General features: G+C 57.2%; 16 protein-coding genes. 8 read left to right on the forward strand and 8 right to left on the reverse strand.

Annotated features, from left to right (window positions below; translation table 11 throughout):
• Positions 1-45: 45 nt before the first annotated feature.
• The 6 genes from galM to modE all read right to left on the reverse strand — a co-directional run bounded on the left by galM (position 46) and on the right by modE (position 6,836).
• Positions 46-1,089: a galactose-1-epimerase gene (galM, locus tag RS584_RS06560; protein WP_315749123.1), complete on the reverse strand. Its 1,044-nt coding sequence runs from the start codon at positions 1,087-1,089 to the stop codon at positions 46-48.
• Positions 1,083-2,231: a galactokinase gene (galK, locus tag RS584_RS06565; protein WP_315749124.1), complete on the reverse strand. Its 1,149-nt coding sequence runs from the start codon at positions 2,229-2,231 to the stop codon at positions 1,083-1,085. Before galK ends, galM begins: the two co-directional genes overlap by 7 nt.
• A 2-nt stretch (positions 2,232-2,233) precedes the next feature.
• Complete coding sequence (galT, locus tag RS584_RS06570; protein WP_017694127.1) at positions 2,234-3,280, reverse strand: galactose-1-phosphate uridylyltransferase; 1,047 nt, start codon at positions 3,278-3,280, stop codon at positions 2,234-2,236.
• Positions 3,281-3,289: 9 nt separating this feature from the next.
• The gene (galE, locus tag RS584_RS06575) at positions 3,290-4,306 is read right to left on the reverse strand and encodes a UDP-glucose 4-epimerase GalE (protein ID WP_315749125.1); all 1,017 of its coding nucleotides are present in this window, start codon (positions 4,304-4,306) and stop codon (positions 3,290-3,292) included.
• 201 nt (positions 4,307-4,507) lie between these two features.
• Positions 4,508-5,980 carry a molybdate ABC transporter ATP-binding protein ModF gene (modF, locus tag RS584_RS06580; RefSeq protein WP_315749126.1) on the reverse strand — a complete coding sequence of 491 codons (1,473 nt, stop codon included), beginning with the start codon at positions 5,978-5,980 and terminating at the stop codon, positions 4,508-4,510.
• A gap of 67 nt (positions 5,981-6,047) precedes the next feature.
• The gene (gene modE, locus RS584_RS06585; protein ID WP_045337861.1) at positions 6,048-6,836 is read right to left on the reverse strand and encodes a molybdenum-dependent transcriptional regulator; all 789 of its coding nucleotides are present in this window, start codon (positions 6,834-6,836) and stop codon (positions 6,048-6,050) included.
• Between the two features lie 127 nt (positions 6,837-6,963).
• Here modE and RS584_RS06590 point away from each other — a divergent pair, with 127 nt between their 5' ends.
• From RS584_RS06590 to modC, 4 genes are all read left to right on the forward strand, one after another.
• Complete coding sequence (locus tag RS584_RS06590) at positions 6,964-7,116, forward strand: AcrZ family multidrug efflux pump-associated protein (protein WP_003858549.1); 153 nt, start codon at positions 6,964-6,966, stop codon at positions 7,114-7,116.
• A 178-nt stretch (positions 7,117-7,294) separates the two neighbouring features.
• Entirely contained in the window at positions 7,295-8,071 is a 777-nt protein-coding gene (gene modA, locus RS584_RS06595) for a molybdate ABC transporter substrate-binding protein (RefSeq protein WP_017384951.1), read from the forward strand.
• Positions 8,068-8,760, forward strand: coding sequence for a molybdate ABC transporter permease subunit (gene modB / locus RS584_RS06600; protein WP_003858545.1), 693 nt, complete (start codon positions 8,068-8,070; stop codon positions 8,758-8,760). Before modA ends, modB begins: the two co-directional genes overlap by 4 nt.
• On the forward strand, positions 8,760-9,818 hold the full coding sequence (gene modC / locus RS584_RS06605) for a molybdenum ABC transporter ATP-binding protein ModC (protein WP_017694124.1): 1,059 nt from the start codon (positions 8,760-8,762) through the stop codon (positions 9,816-9,818). Before modB ends, modC begins: the two co-directional genes overlap by 1 nt.
• Here modC and RS584_RS06610 read toward each other — a convergent pair whose 3' ends face one another.
• Positions 9,819-10,637 carry a pyridoxal phosphatase gene (locus RS584_RS06610; protein WP_017384949.1) on the reverse strand — a complete coding sequence of 273 codons (819 nt, stop codon included), beginning with the start codon at positions 10,635-10,637 and terminating at the stop codon, positions 9,819-9,821.
• Between the two features lie 119 nt (positions 10,638-10,756).
• Here RS584_RS06610 and pgl point away from each other — a divergent pair, with 119 nt between their 5' ends.
• Positions 10,757-11,752 carry a 6-phosphogluconolactonase gene (gene pgl / locus RS584_RS06615; RefSeq protein ID WP_015571095.1) on the forward strand — a complete coding sequence of 332 codons (996 nt, stop codon included), beginning with the start codon at positions 10,757-10,759 and terminating at the stop codon, positions 11,750-11,752.
• 103 nt (positions 11,753-11,855) lie between these two features.
• On the opposite strand, the gene RS584_RS06620 is transcribed toward pgl, so the two are convergent.
• On the reverse strand, positions 11,856-13,139 hold the full coding sequence (locus RS584_RS06620) for a putative acyl-CoA thioester hydrolase (protein WP_045343747.1): 1,284 nt from the start codon (positions 13,137-13,139) through the stop codon (positions 11,856-11,858).
• 223 nt (positions 13,140-13,362) lie between these two features.
• Here RS584_RS06620 and hutI point away from each other — a divergent pair, with 223 nt between their 5' ends.
• From hutI to RS584_RS06635, 3 genes are read left to right on the forward strand one after another with little or no spacing between them, the layout of a single operon-like run.
• Complete coding sequence (hutI, locus tag RS584_RS06625; RefSeq protein WP_315749127.1) at positions 13,363-14,586, forward strand: imidazolonepropionase; 1,224 nt, start codon at positions 13,363-13,365, stop codon at positions 14,584-14,586.
• Positions 14,583-15,521 carry a formimidoylglutamase gene (gene hutG, locus RS584_RS06630; RefSeq protein ID WP_045615145.1) on the forward strand — a complete coding sequence of 313 codons (939 nt, stop codon included), beginning with the start codon at positions 14,583-14,585 and terminating at the stop codon, positions 15,519-15,521. Before hutI ends, hutG begins: the two co-directional genes overlap by 4 nt.
• Positions 15,522-15,540: 19 nt before the next feature.
• Positions 15,541-16,275: a histidine utilization repressor gene (locus RS584_RS06635; RefSeq protein WP_017384945.1), complete on the forward strand. Its 735-nt coding sequence runs from the start codon at positions 15,541-15,543 to the stop codon at positions 16,273-16,275.
• The last annotated feature ends 28 nt before the right edge of the window (positions 16,276-16,303 follow it).

Below are 16,303 nucleotides of genomic sequence, written 5' to 3' on the forward strand. Positions count from 1 at the left end.
TTCGCTTATCAGGCCTATATTCGTAGGCCCGTGCGCCGCCGGACATTAAGCGCGCGGAATGAAATGATACTCGGTGACGCTTACGTACTCTTCACCCGGACGTAGCACGCAGTCCGGCTGCGGCCATTCAGGATGGTTAGGCGTGTCCGGAAGGAACTCGCTCTCCAGCGCCAGTCCTTGCCAGGCGCCGTAGGCGTCATGTTCACGCGCCGTGGTACCCTCCAGATAGTTACCGGAGTAGAACTGTAGGGCGGGGGCGGTGGTGTAGACCGTCATCTGTAACTTCTCATCAGCAGACCAGACCTGTGCGGCAGGTTGAGAAAGATCGCCTTTTGCCTGCAACAGGAACGCGTGGTCGTAGCCTTTCACCTTGCGCTGATCGTCATCACTCAGGAAATCCTGAGCAATGGTTTTCGGCTGACGGAAATCAAAGCTATTCCCGCTTACCGGTTTCAGCCCCTGATAAGGGATACCCATCTCATCGACCGGCAGATACTCATCCGCCAGGATCTGGAGTTTGTGGCTGCGGACATCGGTCTGATTACCGTCAAGGTTGAAATAGGCATGGTTAGTCAGGTTGACCGGGCACGGCTTATCGACGGTCGCGCGATACTCAATGGCGATGCGATTATCTTCGGTCAGGGTGAAGCGCGCGGTTGCGGTGAGATTGCCCGGGAAGCCCTGGTCTCCATCGAGGGAGTCCAGAGAGAACCAGACCTCACCGTCATTTTGCTGCACAATCTTCCAGCGACGTTTATCAAACCCTTCCGGGCCGCCGTGCAGCTGATTTTCGCCCTGGCTGGCAAGCAGGGAATGCGTTACGCCGTCCAGCGTAAATTGGCTTCTGGCGATGCGGTTAGCGTAGCGGCCTATGGATGCGCCCAGAAAAGCAGTCTGCTCGATATACTGCTCCGGCGATGCGCAGCCGAGCAGGGTTTCGCGCACGCTGCCGTCAGGCATCGGTACGCGGGCAGAAAGTAACGTTGCGCCCCAGTCCATCAGCGTAACCACCATCCCGGCGCTGTTGCGCAGGGTTAACAGGCGATACGGCAGACCATCCGGTGCGAGTGTCGGTGTTTCGTTTAGCACTGTCCGGCTCCTTGTGATGCTTTGCAGACATAGAAAGTTTCTTTGATGCCCGTTTTGGCTTCGTACTGTTTAGCCACCGCGTCCTGAATGGCAGGGACCAGCTCTTCCGGCACCAGGGCGACGACGCACCCGCCGAATCCACCGCCGGTCATACGCACGCCGCCTTTGTCGCCAATCGTGGCTTTCACAATTTCAACCAGGGTGTCTATTTGCGGCACGGTGATTTCGAAATCGTCACGCATGGAGGCATGCGATTCGGCCATCAGCTCGCCCATCCGTTTCAGGTCACCTTTCGCCAGCGCGGAGGCGGCTTCTACGGTACGGGCATTTTCCGTCAGTATATGGCGCACGCGCTTCGTGACAACCGGATCCAGCTCGTGGGCAACCTTGTTAAATTCATCAAGTGAGACATCACGCAGGGCTGGCTGCTGGAAGAAGCGCGCGCCGGTTTCGCACTGTTCGCGACGGGTGTTGTACTCGCTGCCCACCAGGGTGCGTTTGAAGTTGCTGTTGATGATCACCACAGCCGCACCTTTGGGCAGCGGAACCGCTTTGGTCCCGAGCGAGCGGCAGTCAATCAGCAAAGCGTGTTCTTTCTTGCCCAGCGCGGAAATCAGCTGATCCATAATGCCGCAGTTGCAGCCCACGAACTGGTTTTCCGCTTCCTGACCGTTGAGGGCGATCTGGGCCCCGTCCAGCGGCAGATGATAAAGCTGCTGGAACACGGTGCCGACCGCCACTTCCAGCGATGCGGAAGAGCTTAATCCCGCCCCCTGCGGCACGTTGCCGCTGATCACCAGATCGGACCCGCCGAAATTCTTGTTACGCTTTTGCAGGTGCTTCACCACGCCGCGAACATAGTTCGACCACTGCTGGCTGTCGTGGGTCACGATCGGCGCATCGAGGGAAAATTCGTCAATTTCGTTGCCGTAATCCGCGGCGATCACTCGCACATGACGATCGTCGCGTTTCGCGCAGCTGATCACCGTCTGGTAGTCGATGGCACACGGCAGGACAAAACCGTCGTTATAGTCGGTGTGCTCGCCGATCAGATTAACGCGGCCAGGCGCCTGGATAACATGGGTGGCAGGGTAGCCAAATTTTTCAGCAAACAGGGATTGTGTTTTATCTTTCAGACTCATTTTTAGACTCCTGATTCGCGGTAATGGACGTCGCTAACGGCACGCAGACGTTCTGCCGCCTGTTCCGCCGTCAGGTCGCGCTGGGTTTCCGCCAGCATTTCATAGCCCACCATGAATTTACGTACCGTCGCAGAACGCAGCAGCGGCGGGTAGAAGTGTGCATGTAACTGCCAGTGTTGATTCTCTTCGCCGTTAAACGGCGCGCCGTGCCAGCCCATGGAGTAGGGGAAGGAGCACTGGAAGAGGTTGTCGTAGCGGCTGGTCAGTTTTTTCAGCGCCAGCGCTAGGTCGTCACGCTGGGCGTCGCTGAGTTCGGTAATGCGCTGAACATGGGCTTTCGGCAGCAGCAGCGTCTCAAACGGCCACGCCGCCCAGTAAGGGACTACCGCAAGCCAGTGCTCGGTTTCCACCACGGTACGGCTGCCATCCGCCAGCTCACGCTGGGTGTAATCCACCAGCATCGGCGAACCGTTCTGGGTGAAATACGCTTTTTGCAGTCGGTCCTCACGCTCGGCTTCATTCGGCAGGAAGCTGTTCGCCCAGATCTGACCGTGCGGATGCGGGTTGGAGCAGCCCATCGCCGCGCCTTTGTTTTCGAACACCTGCACCCAGGGATAGCTCTGCCCCAGCTCTGCGGTTTGCGCCTGCCAGGTGCTGACCACCTCTTTCAGCGCCTCCACGCTCAGCTCCGGCAGCGTTTTGCTGTGATCGGGCGAGAAGCAGATCACGCGGCTGGTGCCGCGGGCGCTTTCGCAGCGCATCAGCGGGTCATGGCTTTCCGGCGCGTCCGGCGTATCGGTCATCAGCGCGGCAAAGTCGTTAGTAAAAACGAAGGTGCCTTGGTAGTCCGGGTTTTTATCGCCCGTCACGCGCGTATTGCCCGGGCAGAGGAAACAGTCCGGATCATGCTGAGGCAGGGTCTGTTTAGCCGGCGTCTCTTGCGCCCCCTGCCAGGGGCGCTTGGCGCGATGCGGTGAAACTAAAATCCATTGCCCGCTGAGCGGGTTAAAACGACGATGCGGGTGATCGACGGGATTGAATTGCGTCATGACAAATCCTTAATCCGGATAGCCTTGCGGATGGCGCGACTGCCAGTGCCAGGTATCCTGTGCCATTTCATCAAGCGTGCGGGTGACACGCCAGTTAAGCTCTTTATCCGCTTTGGTGGCATCGGCCCAGTAAGCCGGGAGGTCGCCATCCCGGCGGGGAGCGAAGTGATACTTCACCGGCTTGCCGCAGGCTTTACTGAAGGCATTCACCACGTCCAGCACGCTGCTGCCGATCCCGGCGCCGAGGTTGTAAATATGCACGCCCGGTTTATCAGCCAGCTGCTGCATCGCCGCCACGTGGCCGTCGGCCAGATCCATGACGTGAATGTAATCGCGCACGCCGGTGCCATCTTCGGTGGGATAATCGTTACCAAAAATCGCCAGGGAATCGCGGCGCCCTACGGCAACCTGCGCGATATACGGCATCAGGTTATTAGGAATGCCCTGCGGATCTTCGCCCATATCACCTGACGGATGCGCGCCGACCGGGTTGAAGTAGCGCAGCAACGCGATGCTCCACTCAGGCTGGGCTTTTTGCAGGTCGGTCAGGATCTGCTCTACCATCAGCTTGCTTTTGCCATACGGGCTTTGCGGCGTACCGGTAGGGAAGCTCTCAACGTAAGGAATTTTGGGCTGATCGCCGTAGACGGTCGCGGAGGAGCTGAAGATAAAATTTTTAACGTTGGCCGCTCGCATGGCGGAGATCAGACGCAGGGTACCGTTAACGTTGTTGTCATAGTACTCAAGCGGTTTTGCCACCGATTCGCCAACCGCTTTCAGGCCCGCGAAGTGGATAACGGTATCAATCGCGTGATCGTGAAGGATTTCAGTCATCAATGCTTCATTGCGGATGTCGCCTTCCACGAAAGTCGGCTGTTTACCCGAAAGGCGTTCAATGACCGGCAGCACGCTGCGCTTACTGTTGCACAGGTTATCAAGAATGACGACATCGTGGCCGCTTTGCAGCAGTTGCACACAGGTATGACTTCCTATGTAACCGCTACCACCTGTTACCAGAACTCGCATATTTCGCTCCATTAGGCTTATGGGATGAATTAACCATAGCATATCAGAGACGCGAAAAGTGTGACATGGGATAAAATAGTGGTATCGTTTACACTGGTTTTCACACGCGCTTTTTCACAGACTGAGTGCATTGTAGATCAAAGAGATAGAGATGTATTGTTGCAGGTTGTCTGAAAAGCGGAGGGCAGCGCCCTCCATGCGTTAATCGATTTTGCTCAGCAGGTAGCGGTATTGCTCGCCGTCAGGGACAAATTCCAGCCGATGGGTGATGCAGGACGGGGCATCTTCAGCATGGTGGGACACAAACAGCAGCTGGGTTTCACCTTCGCTAATCAGGACATCCACAAAGCGGCGGATCAGCTGACGGTTGAGCGGATCCAGCCCCTGCAACGGTTCGTCAAGAATCAGCAGCGTAGGGTGCTTGACCAGCGCGCGGACGATCAATGCCAGCCGCTGCTGCCCCCACGACAGGCTGTGAAATGGCGCATCGGCGACCCGGTTGTCCATACCCAGAATATCCAGCCACTGCTGCGCCAGCTTGTGCTGCTTGTCGGATACCGCCTGATAAATACCAATGGAGTCGAAGAAGCCAGAGAGGATCACGTTTCGCACCGTGGTGCTCACCCGGTAGTCCAGATGCAGGCTGCTGCTGACATAGCCGATGTGCTTTTTGATATCCCAGATGGTTTCCCCGCTGCCGCGGCGACGGCCGAACAGGGTGAGATCGTTGCTGTATCCCTGCGGGTGATCCCCGGTGATCAGGCTCAGCAGCGTGGATTTACCCGCTCCGTTGGGGCCGACGATCTGCCAGTGCTCACCAGGATTAACCGTCCAGCTGAGGTGATTAAGAATAGGGCGATCGTCGTAAGCAACCACCCCATCGCGCAGCACAATGCGCGGCTGGTCAGGGTCCAGCCCGTGGCGTGCTGAAGGCGCATCCGGCTCCGGCAGGGCAATACCGTCCAGTTTCTCGCTGTGCGCCAGCTGCGCAATCAGCGCCTGCCGAAGCAGTACGGCTTTCTCGCCGGTTTCGGTCAGGCTACAGTCCGCCAGCACGCCCGCATACTGTACGAAATCCGGAATCTCATCAAAGCGGTTAAGAACCAGCACAAGCGTGTATCCCTGCTGGTTAAGCGACGCCAGCAACGCTGCCAGCTGCGCGCGGGACTGCACATCCAGTCCGTCAAACGGTTCATCCAGGATCAGGAGTTCCGGCTCGCTCATCAGCGCCTGACACAGCAGCGTTTTGCGCGTTTCACCGGTTGAAAGGTATTTAAAGCGGCGATTAAGCAGGGCGGTAATGCCAAATTGCTCCGCCAGCTGCTGACAGCGGGCAGGATCTTTTATCTCATCCTGGATAATTTCCGCCGTCGTGCGGCCAGTATCTTCTTCGCCGGGGCTGAGCAAATCGGTATTGTTACGCTGCCACTCATCGCTGACCAGCTTTTGCAGCTGTTCGAAGGAAAGGCGCGTCACCCGGGTAAAAGTGCACCGACGTTCACCCTTCAGTTGGGTTAATTCGCCTGCCAGAGCGCGGGCCAGCGCGGATTTTCCGCTGCCATTCGTGCCCACAAACGCCCAGCTTTCTCCGGCGCGAAGGGTTAACTCTGGCAGCGATAAGGTACGGGTATCGCTAAGACGAAACGTGCCTTGCGAAATATGCAATGATGACATGTGTTATCCCATTTTTTGCAGCAACAGATGTCAGGGATACTCAGTGTAAGCAGGGTTGTCAATGCGCTTAGCACAATGTGGCGATAATTACCCTGTCTGCATTGAAATATGCGGTCACCACAGCACCTTCGTCTAATTCGGTCGCGTCGTTCACCGGAACGGTGGCGCAGAGCAACTGTCCATCCGGCAGGGTCATCAGCACTTCACATTGTTCTGCGCCGCGCTCGATGTGGCTGATACACCCGCGTAGCTGGTTGTCGGCCTCTGCGGCCTGCTCAGGGTTGAGTGCGATGCTGATCCAGGGCGCTTTGAGTAATACCAGCACCTCCTGACCTTCGTTCAGCCCAAGGCGTTGACCACTTTGCGCGGTGATGGCGGCTTTCAGACGCGTCGTACCGTCCGCGAGCAGGATCTCTATATGCTCCTGCACCTGCGAATGATCGCGCCCCGTCACCGTACCAAACCACTGGTTGCGGGCGCTGGTCTGCAAAGAGAAACGGGAGATGGCGCCCAGCAGGCTGTCAAGCGGCAGGTTGTCGTCATCGCTCAGCACATCAAATGCTTTTTGCTGGATCTGCGCCAGTAAATCGTAGAGCTGGATCAGACGTTGCCCGTAACGCGTCAACACGGCGCCGCCGCCGCCTTTCCCGCCGGTGGCGCGCTCAACCAGCGTGTGTTCGCTCAGGGTGTTCATGTCGTTAATCGCATCCCAGGCGCTTTTATAGCTTATGCCGGCGTTTTTGGCTCCCTGGCTAATCGAGCCAGTTTGTTCTATTTGTTTTAACAGGGCGATGCGTCGCGGATCGGCGAAAAGCTTCTGCTGAAGTCGTAGGGTGAGGAGAATTTCGGCCTGCATAACAGTGTCCCGGTAAAAAGGCTATTGTGACCCAAATGCCCGGGGGCGGAAAGCGCACCGCACAAAAGGGGATGTTTTTCTTACTTTTCAGGGTAGAATAAGCCGTTCACAAGATCTGGAGAAAACCATGTTAGAGTTGTTGAAAAGTCTGGTATTCGCGGTAATCATGGTGCCAGTAGTGATGGCTATCATCCTCGGTGCCATCTACGGCCTGGGTGAAGTGTTCAATGTCTTTTCGAACATTGGTCATCGTCGTGACCAGCCTAAAAAGCAGCAATGATTTCCTCCAAAACGCCCGGCCAGCCCGGGCGTTTTGCTCTCAAGTTTATTCCTTTCCCGCCGATATCTTTTACAACGTTCCTTGAGTTTACGCATTAATGGGTACGATTTAGCGCTAGGAACGCCTGCGATATGTCGTTATATTTATTTGTATATAACGACACGCACAGGAGCTTCAAATGGCACGTTCATGGGTACGCCTTTTCGCAGGGGCAACGCTGACTCTCTCACTCACCGCCCACGCACTGGCGGATGAAGGAAAAATCACGGTCTTTGCGGCGGCGTCGCTGACTAACGCGATGCAGGATATTGCTGCGGTATACAAAAAAGAGAAAAACGTCGAGGTGGTCTCGTCGTTTGCCTCCTCGTCCACGCTGGCCCGCCAGATTGAAGCGGGGGCACCCGCGGATCTGTTCATCTCTGCCGATCAGAAATGGATGGATTACGCGGTGGAGAAAAAATCTGTTGATACGGCTACCCGCGAAACGCTGCTGGGAAATAGCCTGGTGGTGGTCGCGCCCACAAACAGCAAGCAGGACGACATCGCCATCAACAAACAGACGGACTGGACCCGTCTGCTCAACGGTGGCCGTCTGGCGGTAGGCGATCCGGAGCATGTTCCTGCCGGGATTTATGCGAAAGAAGCGCTACAAAAACTGGGTGCATGGGAGACCTTATCGCCGAAGCTGGCTCCCGCAGAAGATGTGCGTGGCGCGCTGGCGCTGGTGGAGCGTAACGAAGCACCACTCGGGATCGTTTACGGCTCCGATGCCGTCGCCAGTAAAGGTGTGAAGGTGGTGGGCACCTTCCCGGAAGACTCGCATAAGAAAGTAGAATATCCTGTGGCGATAGTTGATGGACATAAAAATGCGACCGTGACGGCCTTTGTTGACTACCTGAAGGGGCCGGAAGCGTCCGCGATCTTTAAACGTTACGGATTTACGACTCACGAATGATATTGACCGAACCTGAATGGCAGGCCGTGCTGCTGAGCCTGAAAGTCTCTTCCCTGGCGGTTGCGCTGAGTTTGCCCTTTGGGGTGTTCTTTGCCTGGTTACTGGTTCGCGTGAAGTTTCCAGGCAAAGCCCTGCTCGACAGTGTTCTCCATCTTCCGCTTGTCTTACCGCCTGTGGTGGTCGGATATCTGCTGCTGATCTCCATGGGGCGGCGCGGTTTTATCGGCGAATGGCTGTACGACTGGTTCGGACTGACCTTTGCTTTCAGCTGGCGCGGCGCGGTTCTGGCCGCGGCAGTAATGTCCTTCCCGCTGATGGTGCGCGCTATCCGCCTGGCGCTGGAAGGGGTGGATATCCGGTTAGAACAGGCCGCCCGCACGCTGGGCGCAGGCCGCTGGCGGGTATTCCTGACCATTACGCTTCCGCTCACGTTACCGGGCATTATCGTCGGTACGGTGTTAGCCTTCGCCCGCTCGTTGGGTGAGTTTGGCGCGACCATCACCTTTGTGTCGAACATTCCCGGCGAGACGCGGACCATCCCGTCGGCCATGTATACCCTGATTCAGACCCCGGGCGGCGAAGGTGCGGCGGCCCGGCTGTGTATTATTTCGATTGTGCTCGCTCTGGTCTCGCTGCTGGTGTCTGAGTGGCTGGCGCGCCTCAGCCGTGAACGGATGGGGAAATCGTGATGCTGGAACTCAACTTTACGCAAACCCTGGGCAGCCACACCCTGACGCTGAACGAAACGCTGCCTGCCAGCGGTATCACCGCCATTTTTGGCGTGTCCGGGGCGGGGAAAACGTCGCTGATTAATGCGATTAGCGGCCTGACGCGTCCCCAGTCTGGCCGTATTGTGTTAAATAACCGCGTCTTGAATGACGCGGAGAAGAAGGTCTGCCTGTCACCGGACAAACGCCGTATCGGCTATGTGTTTCAGGATGCGCGCCTGTTTCCGCACTACAGCGTTCGCGGGAACCTGCGTTACGGCATGGCAAAAAACATGGCCGGACAGTTCGATAAGCTAGTGGCGCTGCTGGGCATCGAACCGCTGCTGGATCGTCTGCCGTCGTCGCTGTCGGGTGGTGAAAAACAGCGCGTGGCGATTGGCCGCGCCCTGTTAACCGCGCCGGAACTGTTGCTGCTGGATGAGCCGCTGGCCTCGCTGGATATTCCGCGCAAGCGCGAGCTGCTGCCGTATCTGCAACGTCTGGCGCGGGAAATCAATGTGCCAATGCTCTACGTCAGCCATTCGCTGGATGAGATTTTACATCTGGCCGACAAAGTGCTGGTGCTGGAAGCGGGCAGGGTGAAGGCATTCGGCAATCTGGAGGAGGTGTGGGGCAGCAGCGTTATGCATCCATGGCTGCCAAAGGAGCAGCAGAGCAGCATTCTGAAGGTGAGCGTGCTGGAGCACCATCCGCACTACGCGATGACCGCGCTGGCGCTGGGCGATCAGCATTTGTGGGTGAATAAAATCGATACCCCGATTCAGTCCACGTTACGGATCCGCATTCAGGCGTCGGATGTCTCCCTGGTCCTGCAACCGCCGCTGCAAACCAGTATCCGCAATATTTTGCGCGCAAAAGTGGCGCAGTGTTTTGATGATAATGGCCAGGTGGAAGTGCAGCTGGAAGTAGGCAACAGAACGCTGTGGGCGCGCATCAGCCCGTGGGCCAGGGATGAGCTGGGCATCAAGCCTGGCCTGTGGCTTTACGCGCAAATCAAGAGCGTTTCCATAACCGCCTGATTACAGCAGGTGGGTATAAATATACTGCGCGATGCTGTCGGTGGTGTTATCGCCAATCACCACGTCAGCGCGCGCTTTCACCGCGTCATCGGCATTACCCATCGCCACGCCCGTTCCGGACGCTTCCAGCATGCTGATGTCGTTATAGTTATCGCCGAAGGCAATTACGTCCTGCATTGATCCGCCCTGCGATTCGACGAACTGGGTCAGACGCTTTCCTTTGCTGTTGCCTTTGCGGGCGATATCCACCTGATCGTGCCAGGACCATTCACATTCCAGACCCAGCGTATGCTCGACATGTTTTGCGAAGGTATTCAGTTTGGCGGTGTCTTCATCGGTCAGGGCAAATTTCCAGATTGCGTCGACGTCTTCCGCCGCCTGGCGCAGGGAGGAAACCTGAGTGAACACCGGACGCTGCGCTTCCGGCAGAGACAGAGCCCAGTTGCTGGTGCGGATCACATGGCCGGTTGGGCGTTCATACACCATGGCGTTGTCCACATACATCAGGCCGTGAATGGCATGCTCATCCAGTAAATCAATCAATTGCAGCGCCTGCGTAACGGGAAGCGGATCGGAGGCTAAAACCTTTTTTGCCTGATAATCATACAAATAGGTGCCATTACAACAAATTGCAGGTGTATCTAAGCCCAGTGCCTGATAAAAAGGATGAATGGCTACGTGATGTCGACCCGTTACGATGAGAAGTTGATACCCCGCTTCCTGGGCTCGTTTGAGGGCCTCAAGAGAAGAGGGGAGCAGGGTTTTCTGAGGGGTAAGCAGTGTTCCGTCTAAATCCAGGGCAATCACTCGCGAGGTCATTTTTTCTTCCGGGTTAATGTTGAATTTAAGGTCTGTCGGGATGGTACACCGAGAGCGAAACCCTGCAAAATCCCGGACTACAATTCAGCATTCACCGTTAAAAATAATCAGGAGTATTCATGAAACAAACCGTTTATACCGCCAGTCCTGAAAGTCAGCAGATCCATGTCTGGCGTTTGAATACAGAAGGTTCGCTTACGCTGGTTCAGGTTGTTGATGTGCCAGGCCAGGTGCAGCCGATGGTCGTCAGCCCGGATAAACGTTTTCTTTATGTCGGCGTACGCCCGGAATTCCGCGTACTGGCATACCGTATCTCCCCGGATGACGGCGCGCTGACCTATACCGCAGAAGCCCCGCTGCCGGGCAGCCCGACCCATATTTCCACTGACCATAAAGGCAACTTTATCTTCAGCGGCTCCTACAATGCAGGCTGCGTGAGCGTCACCCGCCTGGAAGACGGTATTCCCGTTGAAACCGTCGACGTGGTAGAAGGGCTAGAAGGTTGCCACTCCGCCAACATTTCGCCGGATAACCGCACGCTGTGGGTGCCAGCGCTTAAGCAGGACCGCATCTGCCTGTTCACCCTGAGCGATGACGGCCATCTGGTCGCGCAGAGCCCGGCGGAAGTCACCACCGTGGAAGGCGCAGGCCCGCGCCACATGGTCTTCCACCCGAATCAGCAGTATGCCTATGTCGTTAACGAGCTGAACAGCTCGGTAGACGTGTGGGAGCTGAACGATCCTAACGGGCAGATCGAGTGCGTACAGACGCTGGACATGATGCCATCTGATTTCTCCGACACACGCTGGGCGGCAGACATTCACATTACGCCGGATGGCCGTCACCTGTATGCCTGTGACCGTACCTCCAGTCTGATCACCATCTTCAGCGTCTCTGAAGACGGCAGCGTTCTGGCAGTTGAAGGCTTCCAGCCGACAGAAACCCAGCCGCGCGGCTTTAATGTCGATCACAGCGGCAAATACCTGATTGCGGCGGGGCAGAAATCCCACCACATTGCGCTCTATGAAATCCAGGGCGTGCAGGGTCTACTGGAAGAGAAAGGACGCTATGCGGTCGGACAAGGGCCGATGTGGGTTGTGATTAACGCTCATTGATCCGTAGACGAAAAAAAACCTCGCAAATGCGAGGTTTTTTTATGCGCGGTTAATGCATGAGGTAGGCCGGGTAAGGCGCAGCCGCCACCCGGCAGCAGGCATTTTACTGCTTCGGCTCAGCAACCACTTTGCTACCCAGACCGCGGTTGTTGTATTCCCACATGCGGTTAAAGTTAGCGTCGTTCAGGTTACGCTGCACGTTGTCTTTATCATCCATCGTGCCGGTGTTGCCGGAGAAAGGACGTTTCGAGATCGCCGCATCCGCCCACGGTTTCGCCATGTTAAAGCCTTCGTTAATCACGCTGTCGCGGATCACGACCTGGCCGTTAGTGGCGGAGTCCACGTCCAGAGAGCGACCAAGCTGCGCCACGCCATCGCCAGCAGCAGTAAAGCGGCTATTCACGGCCAGGAAGCCATAGAACAGGTTAGACTGCGTGGCCGGTGCAAAGACGTAACCTTCCTGCTGCGTACGTGAATTCACCACGCGGAAGTCGGTGTTATCAAATACCACCGCGCCGCGGCCGGAGACCATATCCACGTCGCCTTCAATGTAGCTGTTGGTGACCAGAGTACGCGTCAGACGGTTGTTCTGAAGGGTATTCTGCACGCCGCTGTTGGTCACGAAGAAGGTGTTCTGGCGGCCCAGGATATTGACGTTGTTAATCTGTACCTTGTCGCCATCGCTACGCAGCGCCACGGCCTGATGATTACCTGCGTCAACGCTGTCGCCCAGGGTGTTCTGAATGGTCAGGTTCTGCAATTGCAGGCCATTGTTCTGTGACCAGAATACCGCCGAACACATCACGCCAATGGTGGCGGCACGCTTGCGCTGGCAGTTATCAAACATATACCACGCCGGTTTACCTGGCATGTATTTACCGGCCGGGTTCACCAGATGGCGCCAGGTGGTGCTGTCGATCTCTGAATCAATCGCCAGGCCAATTTTTACGTCGACCGCTTTTTCGCCCAGGCCGTAAAGCGTAATGCTTCCCGGTGCCGCCGGAACATAAACGGTTCCTTCGTATTCACCCGGCAGGATGGCAATGTACTGACGAGATGCGCTGTGTTTGGTAATTGCGGCATCAACGGCTGCCTGAATAGAGGTGTGTGTAACGCCCTCTGCCCCGGCCGGGCCGACAACGAAGTCTGGCTGTTTCGGCAGGTTAATAGAAGAAGGCGTCCACGGGGCTGCATTGGGATCCATAGCCGAGAAATAGTGCGCACGGGTGAAGTTCTTCGCTTCAGCCGCTGACAGGATCGGACGGGAAGCGGTGCCCGGAGCAACCTGCTCAGAAGGTTGCTGATCCGGTGGTGTTGAACTGCAAGCGGATAAAGTCACGCCAAAGGCGAGTGCCAACGCCAGACGGGAAATCCTGGAAATATTCAAGGTAATGCTCCTGGGTATGCAAGTCTTATCTGGATAGACGAAATAGCCTGCTTTTTTATACTAAGTTGAGCGAAACGGGAAGATAAAAACCGGAAAAGTTGCATTTTTGCCCGCAGGCGACGGGAAAGTCATCACAAATAAATAACATTTTCCCCCAATGCGGTTGACAGCAGGCGGCAGATGAAAATAAATGTCTATACAACCCATGACAAGTGGAAGGCACATGCAGCAGCTTCATCCCGATGATGTGATATGGCGAAATGCGCGACTGGCAACCCTGGCGACAGGTGAGGCGGAGCCCTACGGCCTGACAGAACAACATGCCCTCGTTGTGCGCGGCCAGACGATTCTGGCCATTATTCCTGAATCCGAGATCCCCTCCGGGCATCGTCAGTGTGTCGATCTCGACGGGCGTCTGGTTACCCCCGGCCTGATCGATTGCCACACCCATCTGGTGTTCGGCGGCGATCGCGCAGCGGAATGGGAGCAACGGCTTAACGGCGTGTCATATCAGACCATTAGCGCGCAGGGCGGCGGAATTAACGCCACGGTCACGGCCACCCGCAACAGTTCGCCGGAAACGCTCCTGACGGTGGCGCAGCAGCGACTCCAGCGGCTGATGAATGAAGGCGTAACGACAGTTGAAATCAAATCAGGATACGGACTGAATGCCGAAGCCGAAGAGAAAATGCTGCTGGTTGCCCGCCAGCTCAGCCTGAATAATCTGGTCGATATCAGCCCGACGCTGCTGGCCGCGCACGCCGTTCCTGCCGAGTACCGACAGGATCCGGATGCCTATCTGGCGCTGGTCTGTGAGCAGATCATGCCCACGCTGTGGCAAAAAGAGTTATTTGAAGCGGTGGACGTGTTTTGTGAAAACGTCGGCTTTACCCCGGCGCAAACCGAGCGCCTGTTCCGGGCCGCCGCCGCGCTCGGGATCCCGGTAAAAGGGCATGTAGAACAACTGTCGAATCTCGGCGGCGCGGCGCTGGTCAGCCAGTATAAAGGGCTGTCGGCCGATCATATTGAGTATCTCGATGATGCAGGTATTCAGGCGATGGCGCAAAGCGGCACGGTGGCGGTATTGCTCCCCGGCGCGTTCTATTTTCTTCAGGAGCGCCAGCGTCCACCGGTGGCGCAGCTGAGAGAGCAGGGCGTGCCGATGGCGGTGGCTACCGACTACAATCCGGGCACCAGCCCGTTTGCCAGCCTGCATCTGGCAATGAACATGGCCTGCGTCCAGTTTGGCCTCACGCCGGAAGAGGCCTGGGCTGGCGTGACGCGGCATGCGGCGCAGGCGCTAGGACGTGGTGCGACGCACGGGCAGTTAAAGCCCGGTTATGTGGCTGATTTCGTCGTCTGGGAGGCGAATCATCCGGTTGAGATGGTTTACGAGCCGGGGCGGAATCCTTTGTATCAACGCGTGTTTCGGGGGCAGGTAGCATGAAACTGTGGCATCCCGTTTCTCCGCAGGTCTGGCAGGGTCGTGACGACAGCGCCGAGTCCAGCACCGCGAAACGTCTCTTCCAGACCATACAGCAGCGCGAACACTTTTCTCCCGCGCCGTCAGGCATCGCCCTGCTGGGCTTTGAATGTGATGAAGGGGTTAAGCGTAACCAGGGCAGGCCCGGTGCTGCACAGGCGCCCGATGTGTTGCGTGGCGCGCTGGCGAATATGGCGAGCCATCAGGGGCATGCGCGCCTCGTGGATATGGGCGCTATTTATGTTGAAGGCCACGCGCTGGAGGCGGCACAGCAGGCGCTGAGCGAGGCCATAACCGCGTGCCAGCAATCCGGGATGCGTACTCTGGTTTTCGGTGGTGGACATGAAACCGCCTGGGCGCACGGGCGCGGCGTGCTGGACGCCTTTCCGAACGATCGCCTTGCGGTGATCAACCTGGATGCGCACCTCGATTTACGCAAGGCCGAACGGGCAACGTCCGGCACGCCGTTCCGCCAGCTGGCGCACTACTGCGCGTCTCAGTCGCGGGTGTTTCACTACGCCTGCCTGGGGGTAAGCCGTGCGGCGAATACTCAGGCGCTGTGGGAGGAAGCTGAGCGGTTGAACGTGACGCTGGTTGAAGATCTCGATTTTCGCCGGGATGCGCTATCCGTGCTGGATAGCGTGCTTGCGCAGGCAGACCGGGTTTATCTCACCGTTGACCTTGATGTGCTGCCTGCCGCAGAAATGCCCGCCGTGTCCGCCCCTGCGGCGTTGGGGATCCCGGCGCTGGATCTGTTCCCGGTGATTGAGCGTATCTGCCGAAGCGGTAAACTACAGGCGGCGGATCTGGTGGAATTCAATCCGCACTACGATCGGGACGGACAGGGCGCTAAGCTCGCCGCCCGACTGGCCTGGCAAATTGCTCACTGGTGGGCATAACAACATTCAAGGAGTCATGATGTTTTCACGCTCGCCCCTGCCGCAGCCGAGCCCTCCCGCGCCTTTTTACGAAAAGGTGAAGCAGGCGATCAGCGAAAAAATCGCCGCCGGCGTCTGGCGCCCGCATGACCGCATTCCGTCCGAGGCCGAGCTGGTGGCGCAGTTTGGCTTTAGCCGAATGACCATCAACCGCGCACTGCGTGAACTGACCGATGAAGGGTTGCTGGTGCGTTTGCAGGGTGTCGGAACCTTTGTCGCCGAGCCAAAAGGACAGTCGGCGCTGTTTGAAATCCGCAGCATTGCCGATGAAATTGCCGCCCGCAACCATCAGCACCACTGCGAGGTGTTGGTGCTTGAAGAGACGCAGGCCAGCGCCGAACAGGCCATCGAGCTGAACGTTACCGAGGGCACCCGGATTTTCCATTCGGTGATGGTGCATTATGAGAACGACATTCCGGTCCAGATTGAAGATCGCTGCGTCAACGCGGAGCGGATACCGGATTACCTGAGCCAGGATTACACCCAAACCACACCGCATGCGTATCTCTCGCTCGTCGCCCCGCTGACGGAAGGGGAGCATATCGTGGAAGCCGTGCGCGCCACGCCGCAGGAGTGCGAGCTGTTGCGTATTAAAGAGCACGATCCCTGTCTGCTGATCCGCCGTCGTACCTGGTCGTCCTCGCAAATTGTGTCGCATGCGAAGCTGCTATTCCCGGGGAATCGCTACCGGTTGCAGGGCCACTTTATGTCATAAGTTTTATAAGCGTGATCGCTAACGCAAT

The sequence above is a fragment of the Enterobacter sp. DTU_2021_1002640_1_SI_PRY_ASU_LCPMC_013 genome (genome assembly GCF_032389435.1).
Taxonomy (GTDB): Bacteria; Pseudomonadota; Gammaproteobacteria; order Enterobacterales; family Enterobacteriaceae; genus Enterobacter; species Enterobacter hormaechei_C.